Source organism: Lysinibacillus sp. FW12, from assembly GCF_050817245.1.
Taxonomy (GTDB): Bacteria; Bacillota; Bacilli; order Bacillales_A; family Planococcaceae; genus Lysinibacillus; species Lysinibacillus irui.
In genome coordinates this window covers 2,241,361-2,262,845 of sequence record NZ_CP139094.1, presented here as the reverse complement: position 1 = coordinate 2,262,845, position 21,485 = coordinate 2,241,361, and the positions used below count along the sequence as shown (strand labels likewise).

Below are 21,485 nucleotides of genomic sequence, written 5' to 3'. Positions count from 1 at the left end.
TGGTCACCCCCTTCATCCAATTCCAAGATATTTCCGCTTTAGTTCTTCATTATGAATGAGATCCTTCATATGGCCCGAATGCACGGTCCTGCCATCATCTATTAAGGTGTAGGTATCACCAATCCGACTAGCCATGATAAAGTTTTGCTCCACGAGGACAATGGACGTTTTCTTTTTCATTTCCACAATGGCTTCCATTACCTTCTCCACTACAATGGGAGCAAGTCCCTTAGACGGCTCATCAATCAAAATTAATTGACTATCATTGATAAAGGCTCTTGCCATGGACAGCATTTGCTTTTGACCACCAGACAAATGCCCTCCTGCCTTTTTCCAAAACTTCTTTAAGTCCGGAAATAGCTCAAGCACATACTGCTGCCGCTCTAATGTCGCAGAATCCTCCTTACGCATTGCTACTTTCATATTTTCCTCAACTGTTAAATCCGCAAAGATTCCTTGATTTTCTGGCACATAGCCAATCCCTAATTTGGCTACTTTATAGGTTGGGCTTTTTTTAATTGAATGAGAGCGAAAAGCAATGTCTCCCTTTGTCGCCGGCGTTAATCCCATTATCGTTTTCAGCGTGGTCGTTTTACCTGCCCCATTGCGTCCCAACAGTACGGTAACCTGCCCCTCCTTCGCTTCAAAATTAACGCCCTGCAAAATATGATATTGACCGATATGTGTATGAACCTCATTTAATGTCAGTAAGGTGGTCATCGTACAGCCCTCCTAAATATGCATGTTGCACGGTATCATTATTCATGATTTCCTCTGGTGAACCGTCTGCTAGTAGCTGGCCATTAAACAACACCATAATGGAATCGGATACATCTAAAATCATATCCATTTTGTGTTCAATGAGCAGAATCGTTTTATCCCCTTGTTGTTTTATCGTCCGAATGACTTCTAAAATCGTAGGTACTTCCTCTAATGACATACCTGCTGTAGGTTCATCTAGCAGTAAAATTTCCGTATCTAACGCCAATAGCATGGCAATTTCAAGCTTTCTTTTTTCCCCGTGCGATAACATCGTTGTGAGGGCATTACGTTTATTGTCGAGTAAAACGAGAGATAATAATTCCTCTGCTTTAGCAGTAATCGCCTTATAGCTTTTGTAATGTCGGAATAGCTGATAACGAATTTTCTCCTTGGATTGGACGGCTAAACGTACATTTTCGAGGACCGTTAAGTTTGGAAATACATTCGTAATTTGAAAGGAACGACCCAACCCCATACGAGTTCTTTCAATGGCTGACTTATCGGCCAGCGATTGTCCTTTAAAATAAACATCGCCTGTTGTTGGCTTTAGCTCTCCGCTTATCAAATTAAAAAAGGTTGTTTTACCAGCTCCATTCGGCCCAATGATCGATTTCAAATGCTTTTCTGGCATTTGAAAATTGACGCGGTCTACAGCGGTGTGTCCGCCAAAACGAATCGTTAAATTTTCGGTGTAAAGTATCGGCTCCATCTTCTACTCCCTTCATCTCTAGTGATTATGTAGAGAGACAGCGTGACGCCGCCTCTCAAATATCTAATTCATAACAGGAGGTGCTGTTTCCTCAGGACTTAATTCACGAATAAGTACTGGTACAGGGTAATCCACACCATCTTGCTGCTCTAAGCGAATTGAATACATTGACTGAAGTGCCTGATGGTCCTCTTCGCGGAACGTCATCGTGCCTTTTGGTGTCTCAAATGACATCCCTTCCATAATGTCAATCAGCTTGTTAGCATCCGCATCCCCATCCGATTGTTTCAATGCCTCCACAATGGCAATCGCTGCAGACATACCACCAGGTGTAAATAAATCTGGTACTTCATTGAAGCGTTTTTGATGCTCATCAACTAACCATTTATTGACATCATTTTGTGGAAGCGTATGGTAATACACCGAGAAGCCTTCCATGCCAATCAACGGATTCATAAATTGCAGTGCAATAATATCAGGCGCCCCAGTTGAAATTTTTATGCCCTTTTCTTGAATTTTAAGATCTGCAATTTGATTCCAAGGTGAATTAGCCCCCGCCCAAACCACAAATAAATAATCAGGCTTCGCATCAATTACCTTTTGTAAATTGGACGTAAAATCAGTTGCTGCTGGATCGGCATATTCCTCTAAGACAATCTCAGCCCCCAATTTCTCCGCTGCTGTTTTAAAGGCATTTACACCATCCCAGCCAAACGAATAATCCGGTGCAAACGTAGCAATCTTCACACCCTCTCCAGCAATGGCCGCTGCTGCTGCATAGGCATCCTGTGAGGAATTCCGACCCGTACGGAAAATATACTCATTAAATTCTGAACCCGTAATACTATCAGCCACCGCAGGCTCTACCACCATAATTTTTTCATACTCCTCAGCAAGTGGTAGGACAGCCAGCGTATCACCAGAGCTGGAAGAACCTACTAAAAAATCAACCTGATCATCTTCTAATAGCTTTGTAGCCTTCTGCACAGCCACCTCAGGCTTCGTTTCGGTATCTTCATAAACAACCTCTATTTTCTTCCCATTGACCTCCATCGTACCGCCGGTTGCATACTCAATCCCTAAATCAAATCCCCGCTGTGTTTGCTTCCCATAAGACTCAAGCGCCCCAGTTAACGAAGCAAGCACCCCAATCTTGATCGTGCCCCCTTCTGCCGTCACCGCCTTCGTCTCACCATCAGAAGTATCCGCACCCGCTCCTTCATCCTTTGCCTCTTCCCCATTACATGCCACCAACAATACAGCTACTATCACAAAAAGAAACCAATACCAATGCCTCTTCATCCCAAATCCCCCTTTAAGATAAGCTCAATAGAAAGCGCTTTCTTGCTATGACAACAATATATAAAAGTCCAGTTACAAATTAGTTACAAAAACAAATCTGCCGAAATGGCAGATTTGTTTTCTGTCCCGAAAGTGGAGTGCAACGCAACGGCAGGGACAAGTCTAGCTCTGTCCCGAAAGTGCAGTGCAACGCAACGGCAGGGACAAAAAGCTCTTTTATAATCTGCCGAAATGGCAGATTTGTTTTCTGTCCCGAAAGTGCAGGAAGCGCAACGGCAGGGACAAGTCTAGCTCTATCCCGAAAGTGGAGTGCAACGCTACGGCAGGGACAAAAAGCTCTTTTATGATCTACCGAAATGGCAGATCTGTTTTCTGTCCCGAAAGTGCAGTGCAACGCTACGGCAGGAACAATGGCTCTTTTATTATGTGCCCACTAAGACAATCACTTGCCTGTGACAACAATTTGTAAATGGGTATTTATGGTATTATAGTTTTGCGAATTAATAAAAGAAGAATGAATAGTGCAGGTTTTTTTATTTAGTAACACGAATTATCTATACTAAACACCATATAAAAAAGAGAGGGAAATTTAATGAGTAATTACTATTCCAGTCATTTTAATCTTGAAAAAGTAAGTGAAGGCATTTATGCTGCTATTGCGAAAGATGGTGGTGGCGCGTTTGGCAATGCTGGTTTCATTGATTTAGGCGATAAAACGATTATTTTTGATACATTTAACACTCAGCAAGCCGCTGAAGATCTAAGGAATCTAGCTGAAAGTATTACGAGCAAACCCGTCTCTTGGGTAATTAATAGTCATTTCCATAGCGATCATACGAGAGGAAACCAAGTATTTAAAGATTGTCATATATTATCTAGTCAAACAACACTTCAACAAATGAAGGAAAACCATCCAGCAAAAATAGCCGAACAGAAAGCCGATTTGAAAGGGTTAAAAAAGTACATTGCCTCACTTGAACAAAATGCTCATCCAACTGATACACAGAAATTGAATGAAATAAGTTTTTTAAAGGAGATGGAAATCTCAATCCCTCGCCTGGAATTAGTTTTGCCGCAATATACTTTTACGCACGAGTTTACTATTTTCGGAACCAAACGTACTGCAAGAATAATGACACTGGGAGGTGGTCATTCTCCCTGTGATTCGTTTCTTTATATTCCTGAAGATGAAATCATTTTTATGGCTGATCTTCTATTTGTCGGTATGCATCCATCATTCTTCCCATATTCCAATCCAACACAATGGGAAAATATTTTAGAAAAAGTAAATAACTTAGCCATTCAAAAGGCCATCCCTGGTCACGGATCCATAGGGACTAAAAAAGATATCATCAAGCTAAAAAACTATATTAATGAAATGAAATTGTTATCGAAAAAGGTAAGTAACATGGAAGACGTTTCAATTCCCCCCGCATATCAAGATTGGACAACGATCAATATTGATGTGATGGAGTTGTTTATTAAAAATTTAAACATACTAAAAGAATTGTAAACAGCTAAAAAGAAAGACAAAAACGTTGAATGAGCAACATTTTTGTCTTTTATAGTATTAAACTATTCATTCGGTATTCCTGATTGCATTTTGTAATTTCTCATGAGCATCCCATTGGATCTGATCATCCCAAATTTTTCATATAGAGGAATTAAATCATCGTCACAACATAAATCAATCATATAAATATTACTCAGCTCATCCAGCATTCGCTTGATTAATTCCTTGCCAATGCCTCTATTTTTATATGCTGGAAGTACTTCAAGGAATGGAATATAAGCCGATAAAACTTCATCACTAATTGCTGTTATAAATCCTACTACCTGCTTAGACTGTTCATCAACCGCAATGACGACGTTACTGCTATTTTCCAATAGTTTTAAGTGTGTTTGCGGGCTAGGTGGATTGGGCCAATCTACAAAAAAGCCTCTCAACATATCCGATGAAATGTCATCTAGATTGTATTTATACTGCACTAACAATCAACTCCTTTCAATGAAATAGTAATCTACGTAATACCTCGCCAAACTGTTTCATTGGCAAGTATCATTTTATCCCATCTCTCCCTCTACTCGGTCCAACCACTCACTCATTAGATTTTTAAATAAATCAGCTTGTTCAATTTGTAAATTATGACCAGCAATATCTAAAATTGCAAAGGTTGCTCTTGGATACATCTCTAGAATCGAAAACGCGTCCTTATAGCCAACTACTGAATCTTGTTTTCCCAGTAAGAAGAGGCTAGGCATGCCAAAGGACTGTTGATCAACGGCAAAGGAAAAATGATAGCTTTGCTGAATTTTTTCTAAAAAATCTTGATCTGCTCTATTACATCCTGCTAGCACCTCTGTCGTGTAGCGTTGCCAGTTATAGGCATCCAGTACAACTTGATGCGCCTTAAAATCGTCTTTCTCCTGCTGGCTTAATGTTGAGAAAAATATAGGATCTTCTCTCATCACAAGATGCTCTGGCACTGTTCGATGTTGTTTCTCAGGAATAATTAGAGGACAGATAAAGGCTGCCCCCAATAGTTGTTCCATAGAGTTTCTCATAATGCCACGCGCTAAATAGCCACCATACGATTCCCCCACCAACAAGTAGGGTTCATTAGGGATAATTTCGTCTATAAATTCAATGACCGCATCTAGCATTTCATCTGAATTCTCAATAGTTAAATAATCTGTCGTTCTGCCCATTCCAGGAAGATCTAAATAAATACGTTTCCACCCCTCACGCCCATCAAAAATAGGCTCCATGCATCCTTTCATCAATCGATGATCAGGAGAAAATCCATGTAGCATGATAATCGGTGTTCCTGTTCCAATTACTTCATAATAAATATTCGCTTTCTTAATCTGACAAAATGGCATTGTTGTTCCCCCGGATACATTACTTTTTATATTATTTTAGAAATGGATTATGTTTGGCTCCCTTGTTTGAGCGGTTTGACTCACGTTACGAGCGGCTCACCCTATTTACGAGCGGTTCTTGCCTTGTTATGAGCGCTTTTTCACTTTTTTGGAGCGGTTCCACCCTATTTATGAGCGACTTCTACCTACTTTGGAGCGGTTCCACCCTATTTATGAGCGACTTCTCCTTACTTTCGAGCGGTTTCACCCTATTTAGGAGCGTCTTCTCCTTACTTTGGAGCGGTTCCACCCTATTTATGAGCGACTTCTCCTTACTTTCAAGCGGTTCCACCCTATTTATGAGCGCTTTCTCACTTTTTTGGAGCGGCTTCACCCTATTTATGAGCGACTTCTCCTTACCTTCGAGCGGTTCCACCCTATTTATGAGCGCTTTCTCACTTTTTTGGAGCGGCTTCACCCTATTTAGGAGCGACTTCTCCTTACTTTCGAGCGGCTCACCCTATTTATGAGCGACTTCTACCTACTTTCGAGCGGTTTCACCCTATTTATGAGAACTACTACCCACTTTGGAGCGGTTCCACACTATTTATGAGCGACTTCTCCTTAATTTCGAGCGGTTCCACCCTATTTATGAGCGACTTCTACCCACTTTGGAGCGGTTCCACCCTATTTATGAGCGACTTCTACCTACTTTGGAGCGACTTCTACCTACTTTGGAGCGGCTCACCCTATTTAGGAGCGACTTCTCCTTACTTTCGAGCGGTTTTGCTTATTTTTAGCTTACTTTGCTCCTACCATTAAGAGATAGTGTAGGATTGCTCCCGTCTTCGACCATCTGGCTACCCCATAATCAAATCATAGACAGCCATGGTGGATTCCATCGGCGTTGTGTTTAATTCTTGCTGCAATTGATGGACACATTTTTCATACCATTTTAATGCAAGGGAACGATTTTGCAGTTGATAGTGACTGTACATGAGCAAGCGATACCCTTCCTCCCAAAGGGCATCCTCTCGTAGAATCTTCTCTGCGTAGTTGATAGCTTTTTTAAATTGCTGTTGTCGCGTTGCATTTTGTGCTAACCGTTCAAGCACTTCAATATATAAAAATTGTAGCTTTTCGCGATCCTGGACAAGCCAGTCAATTTGCTTTTTTTCAGCGTACAAGGTATCCGTATAACTCGCTTCTGCTAATTGTAGCCATTCATTGGACAGCTCTGGATCAAATTCCTCCATACCTAACTGGTAATAATAGAGGAACCGCTCCACATCAATGTGGAGAAAAGAGATATGCTGTAGCTGATACATATTTTTTTTTCGCTGAATAAAAAAACTATCCTGTCTTGCATTCCGCTGTGGTTCCAACACTTTTAATAATGTATTTAACACTACCTTAAAATCTCGGTCCAAGGACTCGATACTGCGTTCAGGCCATAATGCCTGGGCAATTTCCTCCTTTGGTGTAAAGCGATGACGGTGACAATACAGATAGACAAATAATTCCTTTGATTTATCGCGTTGCCATTCTTTATCTTCCAGCTTTCGTTGCCCTCTAATTAAACTTAAACTCCCAAAAAGTTTGATTTGAACTTCATCATGCGGATAACTGATGCTACCCTCCACTTGAAAATTATGTCGTAATGCTTGAATGGCTGGATGTTCCTCCTCACCATTTTGACTAAATTGCAATAGTTCGTAGAAAATCATGCGATTACTTGGACCAAGAATCATCTTCTTTTGCAAAAAATATTCATAGCTATTTGCCAAACATAATTGCGCAAATTGTTGAAAATATGGTTGAAATTGCTCAACATTCTGTTCTTGAAAAGCAATGACTGCTTGATAAAACAAAACATGCATCAAGCCATTACGATCACCGCATTCGTGAAATAAATGCTGAGCTTTTTTTAATAATTGCTTTGCTCGTTCTGTTTCTTGCTCAGAAAGAATGATTTTCACTTCTGCTATAAGAATAAGGGCCGTCATCCATGCATCTTGTACCTGCTCTGTTTCCTGTAAACCAAGCGCTAAGTATTTTTTCGCTGCGACCATATCCCCTAACGTATGTTTGACAATGGCTAACCCCATATAAGGCTCAGCTTTAACCCGTGAGATATTGATCGTATTCATTAAAGATAAGGCTTTTTCATAGGCCTTACATGCACCTTGATGATCAGGATAATCCATTAACAGCAATGCATGCGCCTTTCTGATATAGCCAACAGCCTCAATGAATATGGACTTTTCTCTTAACCCCCGCCGAATGCCGTGCTGTGCAGCATACCAAGCATCCTTCCCTTGACCTAACAATGCATAGACAAAAGATGCAAGTAGTTCACTTTCACGATGTGTCGCCACAAGCTGGGGTGGTAATTCAAGCCGTTGCGTTAATAATTCCTTCGCCTCTTGTAATTGTCCTGTACGTAATAAAACACGTACATCAACATTGGCTCGTTGAACGACATCCTCAGGCAATGCCACATCCTCGATAAAAAGTTGAGCACCTTTCGCCTTTCCTAAATTCACTAGATTTTCTGCGTATTGTCGTTGTAGTTCTAATAATTCCTCTTTTAATAATGGTGTATGTTGAGCTAGCTCTAATGCCCGTTCTAAATAGGGCTCCGCTAAGGCAGGTTGAATGGTGTCTAAATATATATGCGCTAAGCCTGCTTGGGACTTGGTCATAAATAAATGATCCTGCTGTTGCTCGGCAATTTCTGCGCATTTCTCATATGATTGCTTTGCTTTTTCATAAAAAGCACGATAGCGATGACATTCACCTTCAAAATAATATAGCTTATAAAAATTGGTTTTTTCCTGTGCTGTAAACCGATTGATTTTTTCCAACAACCATTCAAACTGACCAGCACGTACTAATGGTTCTGCATGTTGCTGTAATAGCTCCCCACAAAAATCATGGTCATTTGTTTTAAAGGCATGATAGAGGACAGCCTGAATATTTTGATGCTCCACATAATACAAAGCAGCTTGTTTATGTAGCGCCTTATACTGGCTTGGAAATTGTCTCCACTTCATTTCTAAAAATCGGCTAAATAATGCATGGAACCGATATAAACCATCAGTTGTTACTGGTTGAATAAATAAATGGCGCTGTGTTAATGGATGTAGCATTTGTGCGGTGTCAAGGCCATAAAATTGCTCCAATAGCTCCACTGAAAAGGTAGGAAAAATCGCTAACTTCAAAATCATCTCCTGCTCAGTCGAAGTCATCGTACTATACACTTCCTCGGACAAATATGTGAAAAGGTCGTTTGTTGAAATTGTTAACCAATGTTCTAAAGACGCATGGTGCCATTGCTCAGCTAATAAAGAAATACTAATAGCCCAGCCTTCGGTAATCTCTAGCACCTTCTCCATTTCAGTAGCTGTTAAATGCACATCCACATATTCTTCAAAAAAAACGGCAATTTCCTCGGTTGAAAATGCTAGTTCTTTCTCTTTGATGATGAGCAATTTTTTTTGCAGCTTTAATTTCCTTGTAATATCCCAATTAGGTAATGTTCTAGAAGCAATAATAAAACGAACCGTGGGCGGCGCAAATTCAATCATTTTTTCCATTATATAATTAATGTGAAAAACATGATCTACATGATGAAAATCATCAATAACAATTAGTAGAGGCTCATCCATATCACATAAGCAGTTCACAAAAAGTTTGTACCAGCGATTAATTTCCTCCATTTTTGGAAAGCGAGATAATTGGTTCCACGCAGCAAATGAATGCCCAAAATTCGGTACTACTCGCTGTATACTAAAAAAAAGGTGCCTTAAGAAAGGTAATAGATTATCATCTTCATCGGAGACACTATACCAAGAAAATTTACTAGTTTCGTTATGAAGGAATTGAGTAAGGGTGGTCGTTTTACCATACCCTGCACCACTATGAAGAATTGTGCAAGTATGCTGATGACTTTGTTTTAGTGTTTTCATCAGTGCTGCTCTATTAATGCAATGATTAGACGGGCTTGGAGCTATACATTTGGATTGAATAATAATATCTGTTGTCACGTTAAATAACCTCCATACTTTGTAAGGTTACTAAAATCTTCTCGAAAATTCAGATTTTTAAATTATTGACAGTTTACCATATTTTTAGAGAAATAATGGCTTAAAATAAAAAATCCCGATTATCATATCAATGATAACCGGGAAACTGCCGTTATGATTATAGTAATTCTTTACGTAAATCTGCAGCTGATTTTGGTGAAAGTAGACCGAATGGGATATCAAATACTGTTTTCGCGCCTTTTTCACCTGCTTGGCTAAGACGATGTGCAGCACGCGCATAAGCTACTAATACACTTGACGTGAAGTTTGGATTACTTTCAAGCTTTAATGAGAATTCAAGAATTTGTTTGTCGTTTGCACCACTGTCACCACTGCGAATGACAAAACCACCATGTGGCATACCTGTATGGTTTGCTTTAAATTCTTCTTCAGAAATAAAGTTAACTGTTGTGTTATATTCATCGAAATAGTTAGGCATTGTGACAATTTCTTGTTCCACTTTTGCTGCATCTGCCCCCTCTTCTAACACAACCCAACATTCGCGTGCGTGCTTTTCACGAGTTGTGAGTTCAGGGTTTTCCCCATTACGTACACGTTCTACAGCTTCTTTAATTGGTAAAGTGTATTGAACCGCATTTTTAACACCTTCGATACGACGAACAGCATCTGAGTGACCTTGACTTAGACCATCTCCCCAGAATGTGTATGTTGTACCAACCGGTAAAACGGATTCCCCTAATAGGCGATTTAATGAGAATAAACCTGGGTCCCAGCCAACTGAGATAACCGATACTTTACCAGATTTTTGGGCAGCAGCGTCTACAGCATCAAAAAATTCAGGAATTTTCGCATGTGTATCAAAGCTATCGATTGTATTAAACCATTGTGCAAAGTGAGGACCTTGCTCTGGTAAATCCGTTGCAGAACCACCACATAAAATCATGACATCAATGTCGTTTTGGAATTTTTCAGCGTCATCTACTAAGTATACGCTAGCATTGCTTGCTACGTTTACCGTTGAAGGATCACGGCGTGTGAACACCGCTACTAATTCCATATCTGGATTTTGTGAAATGGCATACTCCACACCACGTCCTAAATTTCCATATCCTACAATACCTACTCGAATTGCACTCATCAAAATTCCTCCTAACGATTACGTGACTTTGTGAAAACTTTCACGTTAAATCTAACTTCAATAATACTTTGTGTTAGAAAAATTCACAATAGTTTGAGTATGAGTTTTTTTAAAAGAATTTATATCAGTTTTCTATGGTTTTTATCCCATAATGGTATGAATACGGTTACAAATTACTAATTATTCCATGAACCTTAAAGTTATTGTAAAAGCCTTGTAAATGACGGCTATTTTCCCAATGAGTCTTGTACAATAAATGTAACGACAAAAGGGGGCATGTTGAATGAAAAGTATTGGTTACTCATCAAGCACAACATTGGCACAAGGAGAACTACTTGCATTCCATATGACACAACATTTAATGAACGATGAAGCATTGCAAACTGGTAGTAAGGATGAAAAGTTTGTACCTAATCAACATTTATGTATCGGCGTTTTACCTTTTGACGTTATGGTAGATACATTAGACATTTCCATCCAAAAAAACAAGGTGCATGAGGTTGACTTTTACCATAGTGGCAAGGAAATCGCACGCTGGCTCATTAAAAAAAGTGAATACAACAAGCCATGTCCAGACTTCTATGTGTGAAGTCTAAATAATCATTGTGTCGGACTGTTTAGGTTGAGCACATTAATGAAAATTATGTGCGAGCGTTTTCTCCGGCTAAAGATTATCTTACTCCTCATTTTAAGCGTTTCCCTTCAATTATAGATCGCTTTCTCCTCTTTCTAAGCACGACTTTTTAAAGAATGATCAACAATTTTCATCATACTATTGAATTTCCTGTGCTAGCTGTGCAAGGCGCTCCTCATCAATTATATGGTAACCTGTCTTGCTCTTTTCTAGAATTTTCTCTTCGCAAAACTGTGCCAATACATATAATAAATGGCGATAGGAAACCCCTAAATACTCACAGATTTCCGTATGTTTCTCCTTATAGACACCTTGGTCGGCAGATAATTGGATAAAGGCTGCTAAACGATTTTCAAAGGGATATGCCTGATTTTGTGTATATTTAGACGTCATTTTTGTGGCTTTTTCCCCTAAAAACACACAAAGTCTGCGTAAAAATAAAGCATCCGCGAGTAACTTTTCCTTACACGACTGTGTAATCGAATAACAAATGGTTTTTGTTACGGTTTGGATCCCCTTCGTATACCTTGCCTCATTTAGTAATTCAATTTCCCCCATAAAACGTGGTGCTTCCAAATATTCAATAAGTGAAACCTTGCCGTTTTTATGCGTCATATAGAGCTTCGCCTTTCCTTCGATCATGTAATACAATGTATCTGGAAAGGAGCCCTCCTGAAAAATCCATTCTCCTTTGTCAAATTGACAGACTTCCAGATAGGGATCAATTTCAAATGAGAAAAAATCATTGATCGGATAGTTTTCAAGATAATGGTTCCGCGCTTCAGCTGTTAGTATATGCATTTTTTTACTCTCCTATAAAAAATATGAGATATCTCACATTATTGTAGCGGTGAACGTGCTATTATTCAACATAGTTAATGGAGGTACGGTAAATATATGAACAATCAACGATGGCTTTCTCAAAATTTCTTTACATTTTTCATTACTTGGGGCATTTTCTTACCCTATTGGACAGGATGGCTTGTTGATGCAAAACATCTGACAGTATCACAGGCGAGTGTTGTCATGGGCTGTGGTCTACTTGCTCGTGCAACATCCAATCTTTTCTTCTTCCCAACACTTGCAAAATATGTAAACAACAAACGACTCATTACGATATTAGCAGTAGGAGCTCTTCTGACGGCATTACTCTACATACCAAGTACAGGATTTATCGCATTATTAATCGTGACGATTTTATTTAGTATTTTTTATCCGGCACTGTTACCTGCTGTCGAAAGTAGTGCAGCAACACTTGTCCAGCACGGCAATATTCACTATGGCAAAAGCCGCTCCTACGGTTCCTTTGGTTTTGTCATTGCTGTATTGATCATTAGTATGCTGACTGGGGTTTTCGGTAAAAACGTGATCTTTTGGAGCATGATTATTGGTCTTATTGGCATGTTGCTCATGCAGCAATTAGCAACACCAAAGGAATTACTCGTTGTGCCAACAAAAGATCAACGCGCAAAATCTTTATCAATGAAAATGTTATGGAGTATCAAAGGCTTCCCTGTAGTATTATTCATCGTTATTTTGCTACAGGGCGCCCATGCCTCCTATTATAGCTATGGCTATATTTATTTAGAGGATTTACATGTAGACCCATTTTATATGGGGATGATTATTAACATTGCTGTTATTTGCGAAATCCTCTATTTTATGAAAGCTGATACGTTTTTGACAAAGTGGCGCTCTTCGTCTTTATTACTTTTAGCAGCAAGCGGTTCTTCCCTACGTTGGTTACTCATCTTTATGTTCCCAAATGTATGGGTATTTATTGCCTCACAAACCTTGCATGCATTATCTTTTGCTTTAGCGCATTATGCATTTATTCGTTATCTAACACAAACCTTACCAAAGGAACAAATTCCAAATGCACAGGGTCTATACTCTGCATTAGCCATGGGCTTAAGTACGGCCATCCTGACGTTTTTAGGAGGCTATTTATATGAACTATCGCCTGGACTATCCTTCGCAGCCATGCTCATATGTACAGTGCCCGCTATCGCCATTTTGCTGTTAACACGCACAAAATATCAATATTAATCAAAAAGCAGGTGAGAATTTTTTCACCTGCTTTGCTATTTCGGATAATAGGAAAAACCAGGATATTTCACCACCGGCCATTTTTCCTTTCTTAAGGCATGTAACAACTCAGGGCCGACCCGTAAATTACTTTGCACCAATTCAGTTGGCGTGAGAGCCATCCATTGATTTAAAGATACATCCTGGAACCGGTCACTTTTAAACATTTCTAAAAACCATAATGGTTCTGTGCCTGTATTTTCAATATAATGACCCGTAGCAAATGGAACATACCCAACATCTCCCGCTCGATAATCGAATGTTCGAGCTGTACCATTCCCTGTAAAAACAGTCATCCGTCCTTTTCCTTGTAAGTAATATTGCCATTCATCGTTATTAGGATGCCAATGTAATTCCCTCATCGCACCAGGCTCAATTTCTACCAGTGCAGCCGCAATATTTTTTGAAATGGGAAAATTAGTCGAATCAACTATGCGCACACTGCCTCCCGGTGTTTTCAATGGAGGCTGAGCTAACAAACGATGTTTAAAAGATTGTGGAACCTTGCCATAGGGAGATTGTACTTTTTGTGAATCTATGGGTCCTGGAACCTTATCTTGATATATATACACTTGTTCGTTCGGAATATGTTGGAAGGCACTCAGAGGAACACCAAAATTAGCCGACAATACTTCTTTTGGCGTATGGGCAAACCAATCCGAAATCGAGAGTGTATTGAGATCGGAGAAATTCCCATCATCAAACACTAATAAAAATTCACAACCGCCCTCTAGTCCCTGAATAGAATGAGGGATTCCTGGCGGGAAATACCATAAATCACCTGGTCCCACATCAGCAATAAAGTTACAGCCATTTTGATCGACTGCGGTAATGCGTGCATAACCAAGGAGCATATAAGACCATTCTGCCTGCTGATGCCAATGCAGCTCACGCACGCCTCCAGGTGTCAAACTCATATTAACACCCGCTAATGTCGTAGCAATCGGCAATTCACGAACCGTAATTTCCCGAGACCATCCCCCCTGATTTAAGGTCATATGCGTATCCGAAAACGAAAAGCGCAAATTAGGAATCAACCCCGCATCAGTCGTTGGCGGTACCAGCATATCAGGATTTTCTAAATCCCGCATAATATCTCGTGGCCCCTTATCCACCCCTCCTGCTCCATCACTCCTAACAGGCTGTGGCACCTGAAAATAACCTGGTGGCAAATTCTCCAAACGTTCACCTCTTTCCGCTATGATTCTTCTAAAATGTATGGGTGCAATGCTTTGATTATTCACTTTTCTTTATGTTGGTGAAGTGACTCAGGTTGGAATTATTAAAAGGAATTGTAGATTAATTCGTTGTTCAGAAGCTAGTTACTTCGTGCTACTCAATTTGGAGTGGTTTCCCCGTGGTTTGGAACACCTTTCACTCTATTTGGAGCGCTTTCCATCTATTTTGGAGCGGTTCTCCCGCGGTTTGGATCACCTTGCATCCTATTTGGAGCGGTTTCCCCGTTTTTTGGAGCGCTTTCTATCGATTTTGGAGCGGTTCTCTCGCTTTTTGGATCACCTTGCGCTCTAGTTGGAGCGGTTTCCTCGCTTTTTGGAGCGCTTCTCTTCTATTTTGGAGCAGTTCTCTCGCTTTTTGGATCACCTTGCATCCTTGTTGGAGCGGTTCTCCCGCTTTTTGGATCACCTTGCATCCTATTTGGAGCGGTTTCCTCGCTTTTTGGAGCGGTTCTCTCGCTTTTTGGAGCGGTTCTCTCGCTTTTTGGATCACCTTTCACTCTAGTTGGAGCGGTTTCCTCTCATTGTGGAGCGCTTTCCATCTATTTTGGAGCGGTTCTCCCGCGGTTTGGATCACCTTGCATCTTATTTGGAGCGGTTCTCCCGCTTTTTGGATCACCTTTCACTCTAGTTGGAGCGGTTTCCTCGCTTTTTGGAGCGCTTCTCTTCCATTTTGGAGCGGTTCTCTCGCTTTTTGGATCACCTTTCACTCTAGTTGGAGCGCTTTCCCCTATTGTGGAGCGCTTTCCATCTATTTTGGTGCGGTTCTCCCGCTTTTTGGATCACCTTGCGCTCTACTTGGAGCGGTTTCCTCGCTTTTTGGATCACCTTGCATCCTTGTTGGAGCGGTTCTCCCGCTTTTTGGATCACCTTTCACTCTAGGTTGGAGCGGTTTCCTCGCTTTTTGGAGCGCTTCTCTTCCATTTTGGAGCGGTTCTCTCGCTTTTTGGATCACCTTTCACTCTATTTGGAGCGGTTTCCCCTCTTTGTGGAGGGCTTTCCATCTATTTTGGAGCGGTTCTCCCGCAGTTTGGATCACCTTGCATCCTACTTGGAGCGGTTCTCCCGCTTTTTGGATCACCTTGCACCCTAATTGGAGCGAATCCCCCTAAAATAATACCTATTTCACTCAATATCTCACTTTCCCATCCCGTCGACGACACAGTCATGCAAGATTTGTAGGCCTTCCTGTAATTCCTCATAGGATGCATATGAGTAAGATAATCGAATATGGTGATGGTCTTGAGGATCATAAATATAGCCTGGGTTAATTAATACTTGTTGTTGCAATAGCTTTAGAAAGAATTCTTTATCTACAAGAGGCTCATGAAACTTGAGCCAAATATAGAAGCCTCCCTTTGGTTTATCCCAACTTGCGATATCCTTAAATTTTTCCTGCAAAATACGTTCTGTAAAATCGGCTCGATCTTGTAATTGTTGGCGTAAACCTACGATATGTTTGTCATATTTCCCTGATTGCAACCAATGTAATACTATTTCCTGTGAGATGGCACTTGAGCCATAGTCTGTTTGCATTTTAATATCTGCCAGTCGTTCGATGACGGTTGTTGGGCCGATAAGCCAGCCGATGCGGAGCCCAGGACTTAAGGTTTTAGAGACGCTCCCCATATAAAGGACTTGCCCGCTTCGATCCATTGCTTTAATTGGTGGAGATGTAGCTTCAAAAAGCAAATCTTGATAGACATCGTCCTCGATTATCGGAATTCGCGTTGCTTGACAGGCTTCATACAGTAGCTTTTTTTCCTGTGCTGTCCAAACATATCCAGTTGGATTATGTAAAGTAGGAATAGCGTAAAAGACGGCTTGTTTTTTTCGTTTCCGTTGAGCTAATGTTTGGGCAAGCAGATTATCACGGTGAACGCCAATCATCTGCATACCGACCGATTGAAATGGATGGACAGAGTTTAGATAGGAGGTTGGTTCCTGAAATACGATCGACCCTTGTTCTAATAAACCAACGGCAATTAACTGCAATGCCTGCAGCGCACCCGAAACAATACAGACATGTTGGGGCTCAGCATCGATTCCTCTTTTTTTAACATAGTGACAGATTGCTGCACGAAGTTGATCATTGCCCTGTGGTGAAGAATAACCTAAGCTTTTCGGCTGAAATGATAGTTCTCTAAGTGAAGATTCCATTTCCTCAGTTGGTAACAAGTCAGGAGCAAGCTCACCCGTTCCTAATCGAATGACATCATCACGCTGCTCGTATTCATTTATCAATTGGATGGTGTGGTAATTTGGCTTATGAATACTTGTTTCGATATAGGTTTGCCAATTCGGCTGTGTTTGCTGAAGTAATGCATGCCAGGAATTGTCAGTAACATAAACACCAGAGCCTATCTTTGCCTCAAGAATGCCCATAGCTTTTAATTCCTCCAAAGCCTGTTGAACTGTACTTCGATTTACTTCAAACTGCATAGCCAATTGTCGTTGGGTAGGAAGTTTTGTCCCTGCCACCCAGTCCCCTCGTTCCACTTGAGCGATTACCCAGTGAACAATTTGTTGCTGTAACGTGGAGTCACTTTGTCTATTTGGCTGCCAGCTCATGATTCATCCCCTTCCATTCTAGAAAATTGGGTGGATAAAAAACCATCCAATTGGTCGTTTTCTTTTAGTTATACCATAACTAAAATGAAGAGTGAAAGGAGGGATTGTCGTTGGAAGCTTTTCTTCATGGTATCATTTTAGCATTTGGTCTTATATTGCCATTAGGTGTACAAAATGTTTTTGTTTTTTCGCAAGGTGCTTCACAACCAAATGTATTCAAAGCATTGCCTGCAAGTGTGACAGCAGCTATCTGTGATACAATGTTGATTTTACTAGCGGTATTCGGTTTATCATTAATTGTCCTACAATTTGAGTGGTTACGAATTACGTTAATGACGGTTGGTATCGTGTTCTTACTTTATATGGGCTATAGTATTTGGCGTTCAAATCCGTCATCTACCACTAATAGCGAAGCACTGCCTGTAAAAAAACAAATATTCTTTGCACTCTCTGTGTCGCTCCTCAATCCACATGCGATATTAGATACAATCGGTGTTATTGGGACGAGCGCATTAAAATATAGTGGTACAGAGCAAATCATTTTTACCCTCGCCTGTGTCTTAATTTCCTGGCTGTGGTTTTTCGGACTTACTTTGACGGGAGCCTCGTTCAAAAAACTGGATCGCTCTGGAAAACTAATGCGATTATTTAATAAATGCTCTGCCATCTTTATATGGGCAACAGCCTGTTATCTTGCAAGTGGCTTCCTGTAGCATACATAGAAAATGCTCAGGCGGTAACCTGAGCATTTTTCTTATAGCGCAACAAAAATTGTAAGCTTTTCATTAAACAGTGCTGTATCTATCGATGTTTCTTCGTGCCATTCCACACCATAATGCAGAGCTTTGACCAACACATTTGCTTGTAATAAAGTTTCGTGCTGCTGGATGATAGATAAGACTTCCGAACTCCCATTAAAGGCAATCGACACATATTGCTCCACTGGTAGCTGCCATTTTTTACGTGCATCTTGAATTGTACGGATCAATTCTCGCATTTGCCCCTCTTGTAATAAGCTCTCCGTTAGTTGTACATTGAGCAAGACACGACAAGTGCTATCCTCTGCTTTTATATAATGCTCCTTCACGACGGATTCTGCGACCACATGCGTTGACAGCAATGTAAGCTGTTGATCTTCAATTACGATATCTAATGCCCCTTGTTGCTGTAACTTAATTTTCTCTTCATTTGTTAATGTCGTTACATAGTCTTTTACCTGATTCACCTTTGAACCAAATGCAGCTCCTGCTGTTTTAAAGTTCAGCTTATAATAGACACGTTCATAGGCTGAAAAGTCATGCGTCCATCTACAGAACTTGATATTTAACTCATCTTGAATGAGCTCATTATAGACTTGGTAATCTGCCAACTCACCATTTACTGCAACAATGAGTTCACTTAAAGGTTGCTTAACCTTCATCCCCTGGCTATTGCGTATACTACGTCCTAGTTCCACTACTGTTAACACCATTGCCATTTCTTGTTCTAGCCTCACATCCATTAGCTGCTCGTTACATATTGGATAGTTTTCAAGATGGACACTTTTCCCACATAATTGTCGGTAAATATCTTCTGCTATAAATGGAGTAAACGGAGCTAGTAATTGACAAATAGATGTTAGAAGCTCGTAAAGTGTACTAAATGCTCCTCGTTTATCTACAGTCAGCCCATTTGCCCAAAATCTGGCGCGAGAACGGCGAATATACCAATTGCTTAACTCCTCCACCAATTGGGCAATTTCCCTAGTCGCCTGCGTAAATTGGTAATCATCCATGGCAGCTGTCACAACTTGGATAGTGTGATGTAAGCGAGACAAAATCCAATGATCTAAATGTGACCGTGTACCAGTATTTGAGGCATCATACGTAAACCCATCGATTGTGGCATACATTTCATAAAATTTAAACGTATGATCAAGTGTATCTACTAGCTTTGATTTCGCATCCAATACAATTTTCTTGGAAAAGCGCTTCGGATTCCAAGGGGAGCTATCTACTAGAAAGGCCCAGCGTAAAGCATCCGCTCCATACTGCTCGATTAATTCAACTGGTTCTAAAGCATTGCCTTTACTTTTAGACATCTTCTGCCCATGCTCATCTAACACATGCCCTAACGATAGGACATTTTTATAAGGTGGCTTCCCTGTAAACAAGGTCGATACGGCTAATAAACTATAGAAAAAGCCTCGTGTTTGGTCAATCCCTTCAATAACGACATTTGCTGGAAATTGATTGTGAAAAGTCGCCACATCTTCAAAAGGATAGTGCTGCTGCGCAAATGGCATCGAGCCACTATCAAACCAAACATCAATTACTTCAGGTGTACGCTTCATGTCTCCCTGACACTGAGGACAAGTGCAGACAATGTCATCGATAAATGGTTTATGAAGCTCTATTTGCTCATCAACAGCCCCTTTGGCTAATTTTATTAATGCTGCGATACTGTTTGGAGCCTCCTCATGACCGCAACCCTGACAAACCCATACATTGAGCGGTGTCCCCCAGTAGCGGTTTCGGCTGATGTTCCAATCCACTAAATTTTCTAGGAAGTTGCCAAATCGACCATCCTTAATATGACCTGGATACCATGTCACTTGTTGATTATTTTGTAAAAGCTGCTCCTTTAAGGATGACATCTTGATAAACCAGCTATCTGTTGCGTAATACAACAATGGTGAATCACAGCGCCAGCAATGTGGATAGCTATGCTCATATTTTTCTTTTGCAAATAACAGCTCTTTTTTTGCAAGCATTTTTATAATATCGACATCACAATCTTTCACGAATCGCCCGACAAGCTCTGGTACTTCATCTGTATAGCACCCTTTCAAGTCCACTACATTAATAAAGGATAAACCATGGTGCTGAACTGTTTTATAATCGTCCTCGCCATAGGCAGGTGCGATATGCACAATCCCTGTACCACTGTGCTCTGTCACATAATCTGCCATGACAACAACATGCCCTTTATCGACCTTTACATAAGAAAATGGTGGGTGATAGGAAACACCCGCAAACTCATGCCCATCATGCTCACTTACTATTTCTACAGGCTCTGAAAATACCTTTGCTACAAGTGATTTAGCCAGGATGTATACGTTATTTGCATGCTTTACACGTACATATTTAAGTGCAGGATTCATTGCCAAAGCAACATTGGCAGGTAAAGTCCACGGTGTCGTCGTCCAGCCTAAAAAATATTCGTCGTGATCCTGTCGCTTAAACATGGCTGTCACAGATAAATCTTTGATATCCTTGTAGCCCTGTGCCACTTCATGAGAGCTTAAGGACGTTTGACAGCTAGGGCAATATGGTGACACCCGATGCCCTTTATATAAACGATTTTCCTTGTGAACATGACTTAAAATATGCCAGACGGACTCGATGTAATCATTACTTAGTGTAAGATAAGGATCATCCATATCGAGCCAGTAACCTAGCTGTTCTGTAAAGGATCGCCACTTCTGTTCGTAAGTAAAAACGCTATTTTTACATGCTTGGATAAAACGCTCTACCCCGTAATTTTCAATCTCTTGTTTTCCAGAGATACCTAATGTCTTTTCTACCCCTAACTCCACAGGCAATCCATGTGTATCCCAGCCTGCTTTTCGTTCAACGAAAAAGCCTTGCATTGTTTTATAGCGAGCTACAACATCTTTAATTGTTCTGCCAAATGCATGGCCGACGTGTGGTAAACCATTTGCTGTCGGTGGTCCTTCGTAAAATACAAATGGCTGCTGTCCAGCTCGATTGGTTACGGATTTTGCAAAGGTAGCCTCTTGTTCCCACAAAGCTCGAATCCGTGTTTCTCGTTCAACCGTTGTTTCTTTCTTTTGTTCTACCTGCATATTAGTTCCTCCTATACAATCAAATTTGTATAAAAGGCATACAAAAAACCCCGTCCCAAGAAAAGGGACGGGGTTAACCGCGAATACCACCCTAATTCTATTAACACAATGGTCAATAGCACTCAGCAACGTACAAACATACGTGTTCTTTTTAACGGTAGACACCCGGGTTAGCTTACTTTCTTCAGCTAACCTTCTCAGAGAGGATTTTCATGTAACATCTGCACACCGACTTCCACCAACTGCCGGCTCTCTGTAGAACAAAATGAAACACTACTCTTTCTCATC

The 21,485-nt window shown here is 40.6% G+C and carries 18 protein-coding genes and 1 other annotated feature (1 of these 19 running past the window's edge); of the genes, 4 read left to right on the top strand and 14 right to left on the bottom strand.

Annotation, left to right across the window (positions count from 1 at the left end; translation table 11 throughout):
- Nucleotides 1–12: 12 nt before the first annotated feature.
- The 3 genes from SJW71_RS11580 to SJW71_RS11570 form a co-directional block, all read right to left on the bottom strand.
- Nucleotides 13–720, bottom strand: a complete 708-nt coding sequence (locus tag SJW71_RS11580; protein ID WP_322610778.1) for an ABC transporter ATP-binding protein — start codon at nucleotides 718–720, stop codon at nucleotides 13–15.
- Complete coding sequence (locus SJW71_RS11575) at nucleotides 695–1,471, bottom strand: ABC transporter ATP-binding protein (protein WP_431812175.1); 777 nt, start codon at nucleotides 1,469–1,471, stop codon at nucleotides 695–697. Before SJW71_RS11575 ends, SJW71_RS11580 begins: the two co-directional genes overlap by 26 nt.
- A gap of 63 nt (nucleotides 1,472–1,534) precedes the next feature.
- On the bottom strand, nucleotides 1,535–2,773 hold the full coding sequence (locus tag SJW71_RS11570) for a substrate-binding domain-containing protein (protein WP_322605192.1): 1,239 nt from the start codon (nucleotides 2,771–2,773) through the stop codon (nucleotides 1,535–1,537).
- Nucleotides 2,774–3,365: 592 nt separating this feature from the next.
- Here SJW71_RS11570 and SJW71_RS11565 point away from each other — a divergent pair.
- Entirely contained in the window at nucleotides 3,366–4,286 is a 921-nt protein-coding gene (locus SJW71_RS11565) for an MBL fold metallo-hydrolase (RefSeq protein ID WP_429978975.1), read from the top strand.
- Nucleotides 4,287–4,348: 62 nt separating this feature from the next.
- Here SJW71_RS11565 and SJW71_RS11560 read toward each other — a convergent pair whose 3' ends face one another.
- The 4 genes from SJW71_RS11560 to SJW71_RS11545 form a co-directional block, all read right to left on the bottom strand.
- On the bottom strand, nucleotides 4,349–4,762 hold the full coding sequence (locus SJW71_RS11560) for a GNAT family N-acetyltransferase (protein WP_431812174.1): 414 nt from the start codon (nucleotides 4,760–4,762) through the stop codon (nucleotides 4,349–4,351).
- A gap of 75 nt (nucleotides 4,763–4,837) precedes the next feature.
- A complete protein-coding gene (locus tag SJW71_RS11555; protein ID WP_431812173.1) occupies nucleotides 4,838–5,656 on the bottom strand; it encodes an alpha/beta fold hydrolase in 819 nt (272 codons plus the stop codon).
- A gap of 839 nt (nucleotides 5,657–6,495) precedes the next feature.
- Nucleotides 6,496–9,684, bottom strand: coding sequence for a BTAD domain-containing putative transcriptional regulator (locus SJW71_RS11550; protein WP_431812172.1), 3,189 nt, complete (start codon nucleotides 9,682–9,684; stop codon nucleotides 6,496–6,498).
- 157 nt (nucleotides 9,685–9,841) lie between these two features.
- On the bottom strand, nucleotides 9,842–10,822 hold the full coding sequence (locus SJW71_RS11545) for a diaminopimelate dehydrogenase (protein WP_274793221.1): 981 nt from the start codon (nucleotides 10,820–10,822) through the stop codon (nucleotides 9,842–9,844).
- Nucleotides 10,823–11,105: 283 nt separating this feature from the next.
- Between SJW71_RS11545 and SJW71_RS11540 the strand changes: the two genes are divergently transcribed.
- Nucleotides 11,106–11,411, top strand: a complete 306-nt coding sequence (locus SJW71_RS11540) for a hypothetical protein (protein ID WP_429978390.1) — start codon at nucleotides 11,106–11,108, stop codon at nucleotides 11,409–11,411.
- Nucleotides 11,412–11,594: 183 nt separating this feature from the next.
- On the opposite strand, the gene yeiL is transcribed toward SJW71_RS11540, so the two are convergent.
- Entirely contained in the window at nucleotides 11,595–12,257 is a 663-nt protein-coding gene (gene yeiL, locus SJW71_RS11535) for a transcriptional regulator YeiL (protein WP_274793223.1), read from the bottom strand.
- A 96-nt stretch (nucleotides 12,258–12,353) separates the two neighbouring features.
- On the opposite strand from yeiL, the gene SJW71_RS11530 reads away from it, so the two are divergent.
- On the top strand, nucleotides 12,354–13,505 hold the full coding sequence (locus SJW71_RS11530) for an MFS transporter (protein ID WP_274793224.1): 1,152 nt from the start codon (nucleotides 12,354–12,356) through the stop codon (nucleotides 13,503–13,505).
- 35 nt (nucleotides 13,506–13,540) lie between these two features.
- Here the strand turns inward: SJW71_RS11530 and SJW71_RS11525 are convergent, their stop codons facing one another.
- The 5 genes from SJW71_RS11525 to SJW71_RS11505 all read right to left on the bottom strand — a co-directional run bounded on the left by SJW71_RS11525 (nucleotide 13,541) and on the right by SJW71_RS11505 (nucleotide 17,350).
- Nucleotides 13,541–14,725 carry an oxalate decarboxylase family bicupin gene (locus SJW71_RS11525; protein WP_312506700.1) on the bottom strand — a complete coding sequence of 395 codons (1,185 nt, stop codon included), beginning with the start codon at nucleotides 14,723–14,725 and terminating at the stop codon, nucleotides 13,541–13,543.
- Nucleotides 14,726–15,023: 298 nt separating this feature from the next.
- A complete protein-coding gene (locus SJW71_RS11520; RefSeq protein WP_431812171.1) occupies nucleotides 15,024–15,272 on the bottom strand; it encodes a hypothetical protein in 249 nt (82 codons plus the stop codon).
- Nucleotides 15,273–15,530: 258 nt separating this feature from the next.
- Nucleotides 15,531–15,734 carry a hypothetical protein gene (locus tag SJW71_RS11515; protein WP_431812170.1) on the bottom strand — a complete coding sequence of 68 codons (204 nt, stop codon included), beginning with the start codon at nucleotides 15,732–15,734 and terminating at the stop codon, nucleotides 15,531–15,533.
- Nucleotides 15,735–15,737: 3 nt separating this feature from the next.
- Complete coding sequence (locus tag SJW71_RS11510) at nucleotides 15,738–15,860, bottom strand: hypothetical protein (protein WP_431812169.1); 123 nt, start codon at nucleotides 15,858–15,860, stop codon at nucleotides 15,738–15,740.
- 56 nt (nucleotides 15,861–15,916) lie between these two features.
- Entirely contained in the window at nucleotides 15,917–17,350 is a 1,434-nt protein-coding gene (locus SJW71_RS11505; RefSeq protein WP_431812168.1) for a PLP-dependent aminotransferase family protein, read from the bottom strand.
- 110 nt (nucleotides 17,351–17,460) lie between these two features.
- Here SJW71_RS11505 and SJW71_RS11500 point away from each other — a divergent pair, with 110 nt between their 5' ends.
- On the top strand, nucleotides 17,461–18,063 hold the full coding sequence (locus tag SJW71_RS11500) for a LysE/ArgO family amino acid transporter (protein ID WP_431812167.1): 603 nt from the start codon (nucleotides 17,461–17,463) through the stop codon (nucleotides 18,061–18,063).
- Nucleotides 18,064–18,104: 41 nt separating this feature from the next.
- Here SJW71_RS11500 and ileS read toward each other — a convergent pair whose 3' ends face one another.
- Nucleotides 18,105–21,197, bottom strand: a complete 3,093-nt coding sequence (ileS, locus tag SJW71_RS11495; protein WP_431812166.1) for an isoleucine--tRNA ligase — start codon at nucleotides 21,195–21,197, stop codon at nucleotides 18,105–18,107.
- Between the two features lie 60 nt (nucleotides 21,198–21,257).
- Nucleotides 21,258–21,485, bottom strand: a binding site (T-box leader); it runs 11 nt beyond the window's last position.

Excerpts from the sequence above, each read along its gene's own strand:
- SJW71_RS11580 (WP_322610778.1), bottom strand. The coding sequence starts at position 720 with ATGACCACCTTACTGACATTAAATGAGGTTCATACACATATCGGTCAA.
- SJW71_RS11575 (WP_431812175.1), bottom strand. The coding sequence starts at position 1,471 with ATGGAGCCGATACTTTACACCGAAAATTTAACGATTCGTTTTGGCGGA.
- SJW71_RS11570 (WP_322605192.1), bottom strand. The coding sequence starts at position 2,773 with ATGAAGAGGCATTGGTATTGGTTTCTTTTTGTGATAGTAGCTGTATTG.
- SJW71_RS11565 (WP_429978975.1), top strand. The coding sequence starts at position 3,366 with ATGAGTAATTACTATTCCAGTCATTTTAATCTTGAAAAAGTAAGTGAA.
- SJW71_RS11555 (WP_431812173.1), bottom strand. The coding sequence starts at position 5,656 with ATGCCATTTTGTCAGATTAAGAAAGCGAATATTTATTATGAAGTAATT.
- SJW71_RS11545 (WP_274793221.1), bottom strand. The coding sequence starts at position 10,822 with ATGAGTGCAATTCGAGTAGGTATTGTAGGATATGGAAATTTAGGACGT.
- SJW71_RS11540 (WP_429978390.1), top strand. The coding sequence starts at position 11,106 with ATGAAAAGTATTGGTTACTCATCAAGCACAACATTGGCACAAGGAGAA.
- yeiL (WP_274793223.1), bottom strand. The coding sequence starts at position 12,257 with ATGCATATACTAACAGCTGAAGCGCGGAACCATTATCTTGAAAACTAT.
- SJW71_RS11530 (WP_274793224.1), top strand. The coding sequence starts at position 12,354 with ATGAACAATCAACGATGGCTTTCTCAAAATTTCTTTACATTTTTCATT.
- SJW71_RS11505 (WP_431812168.1), bottom strand. The coding sequence starts at position 17,350 with ATGAGCTGGCAGCCAAATAGACAAAGTGACTCCACGTTACAGCAACAA.
- ileS (WP_431812166.1), bottom strand. The coding sequence starts at position 21,197 with ATGCAGGTAGAACAAAAGAAAGAAACAACGGTTGAACGAGAAACACGG.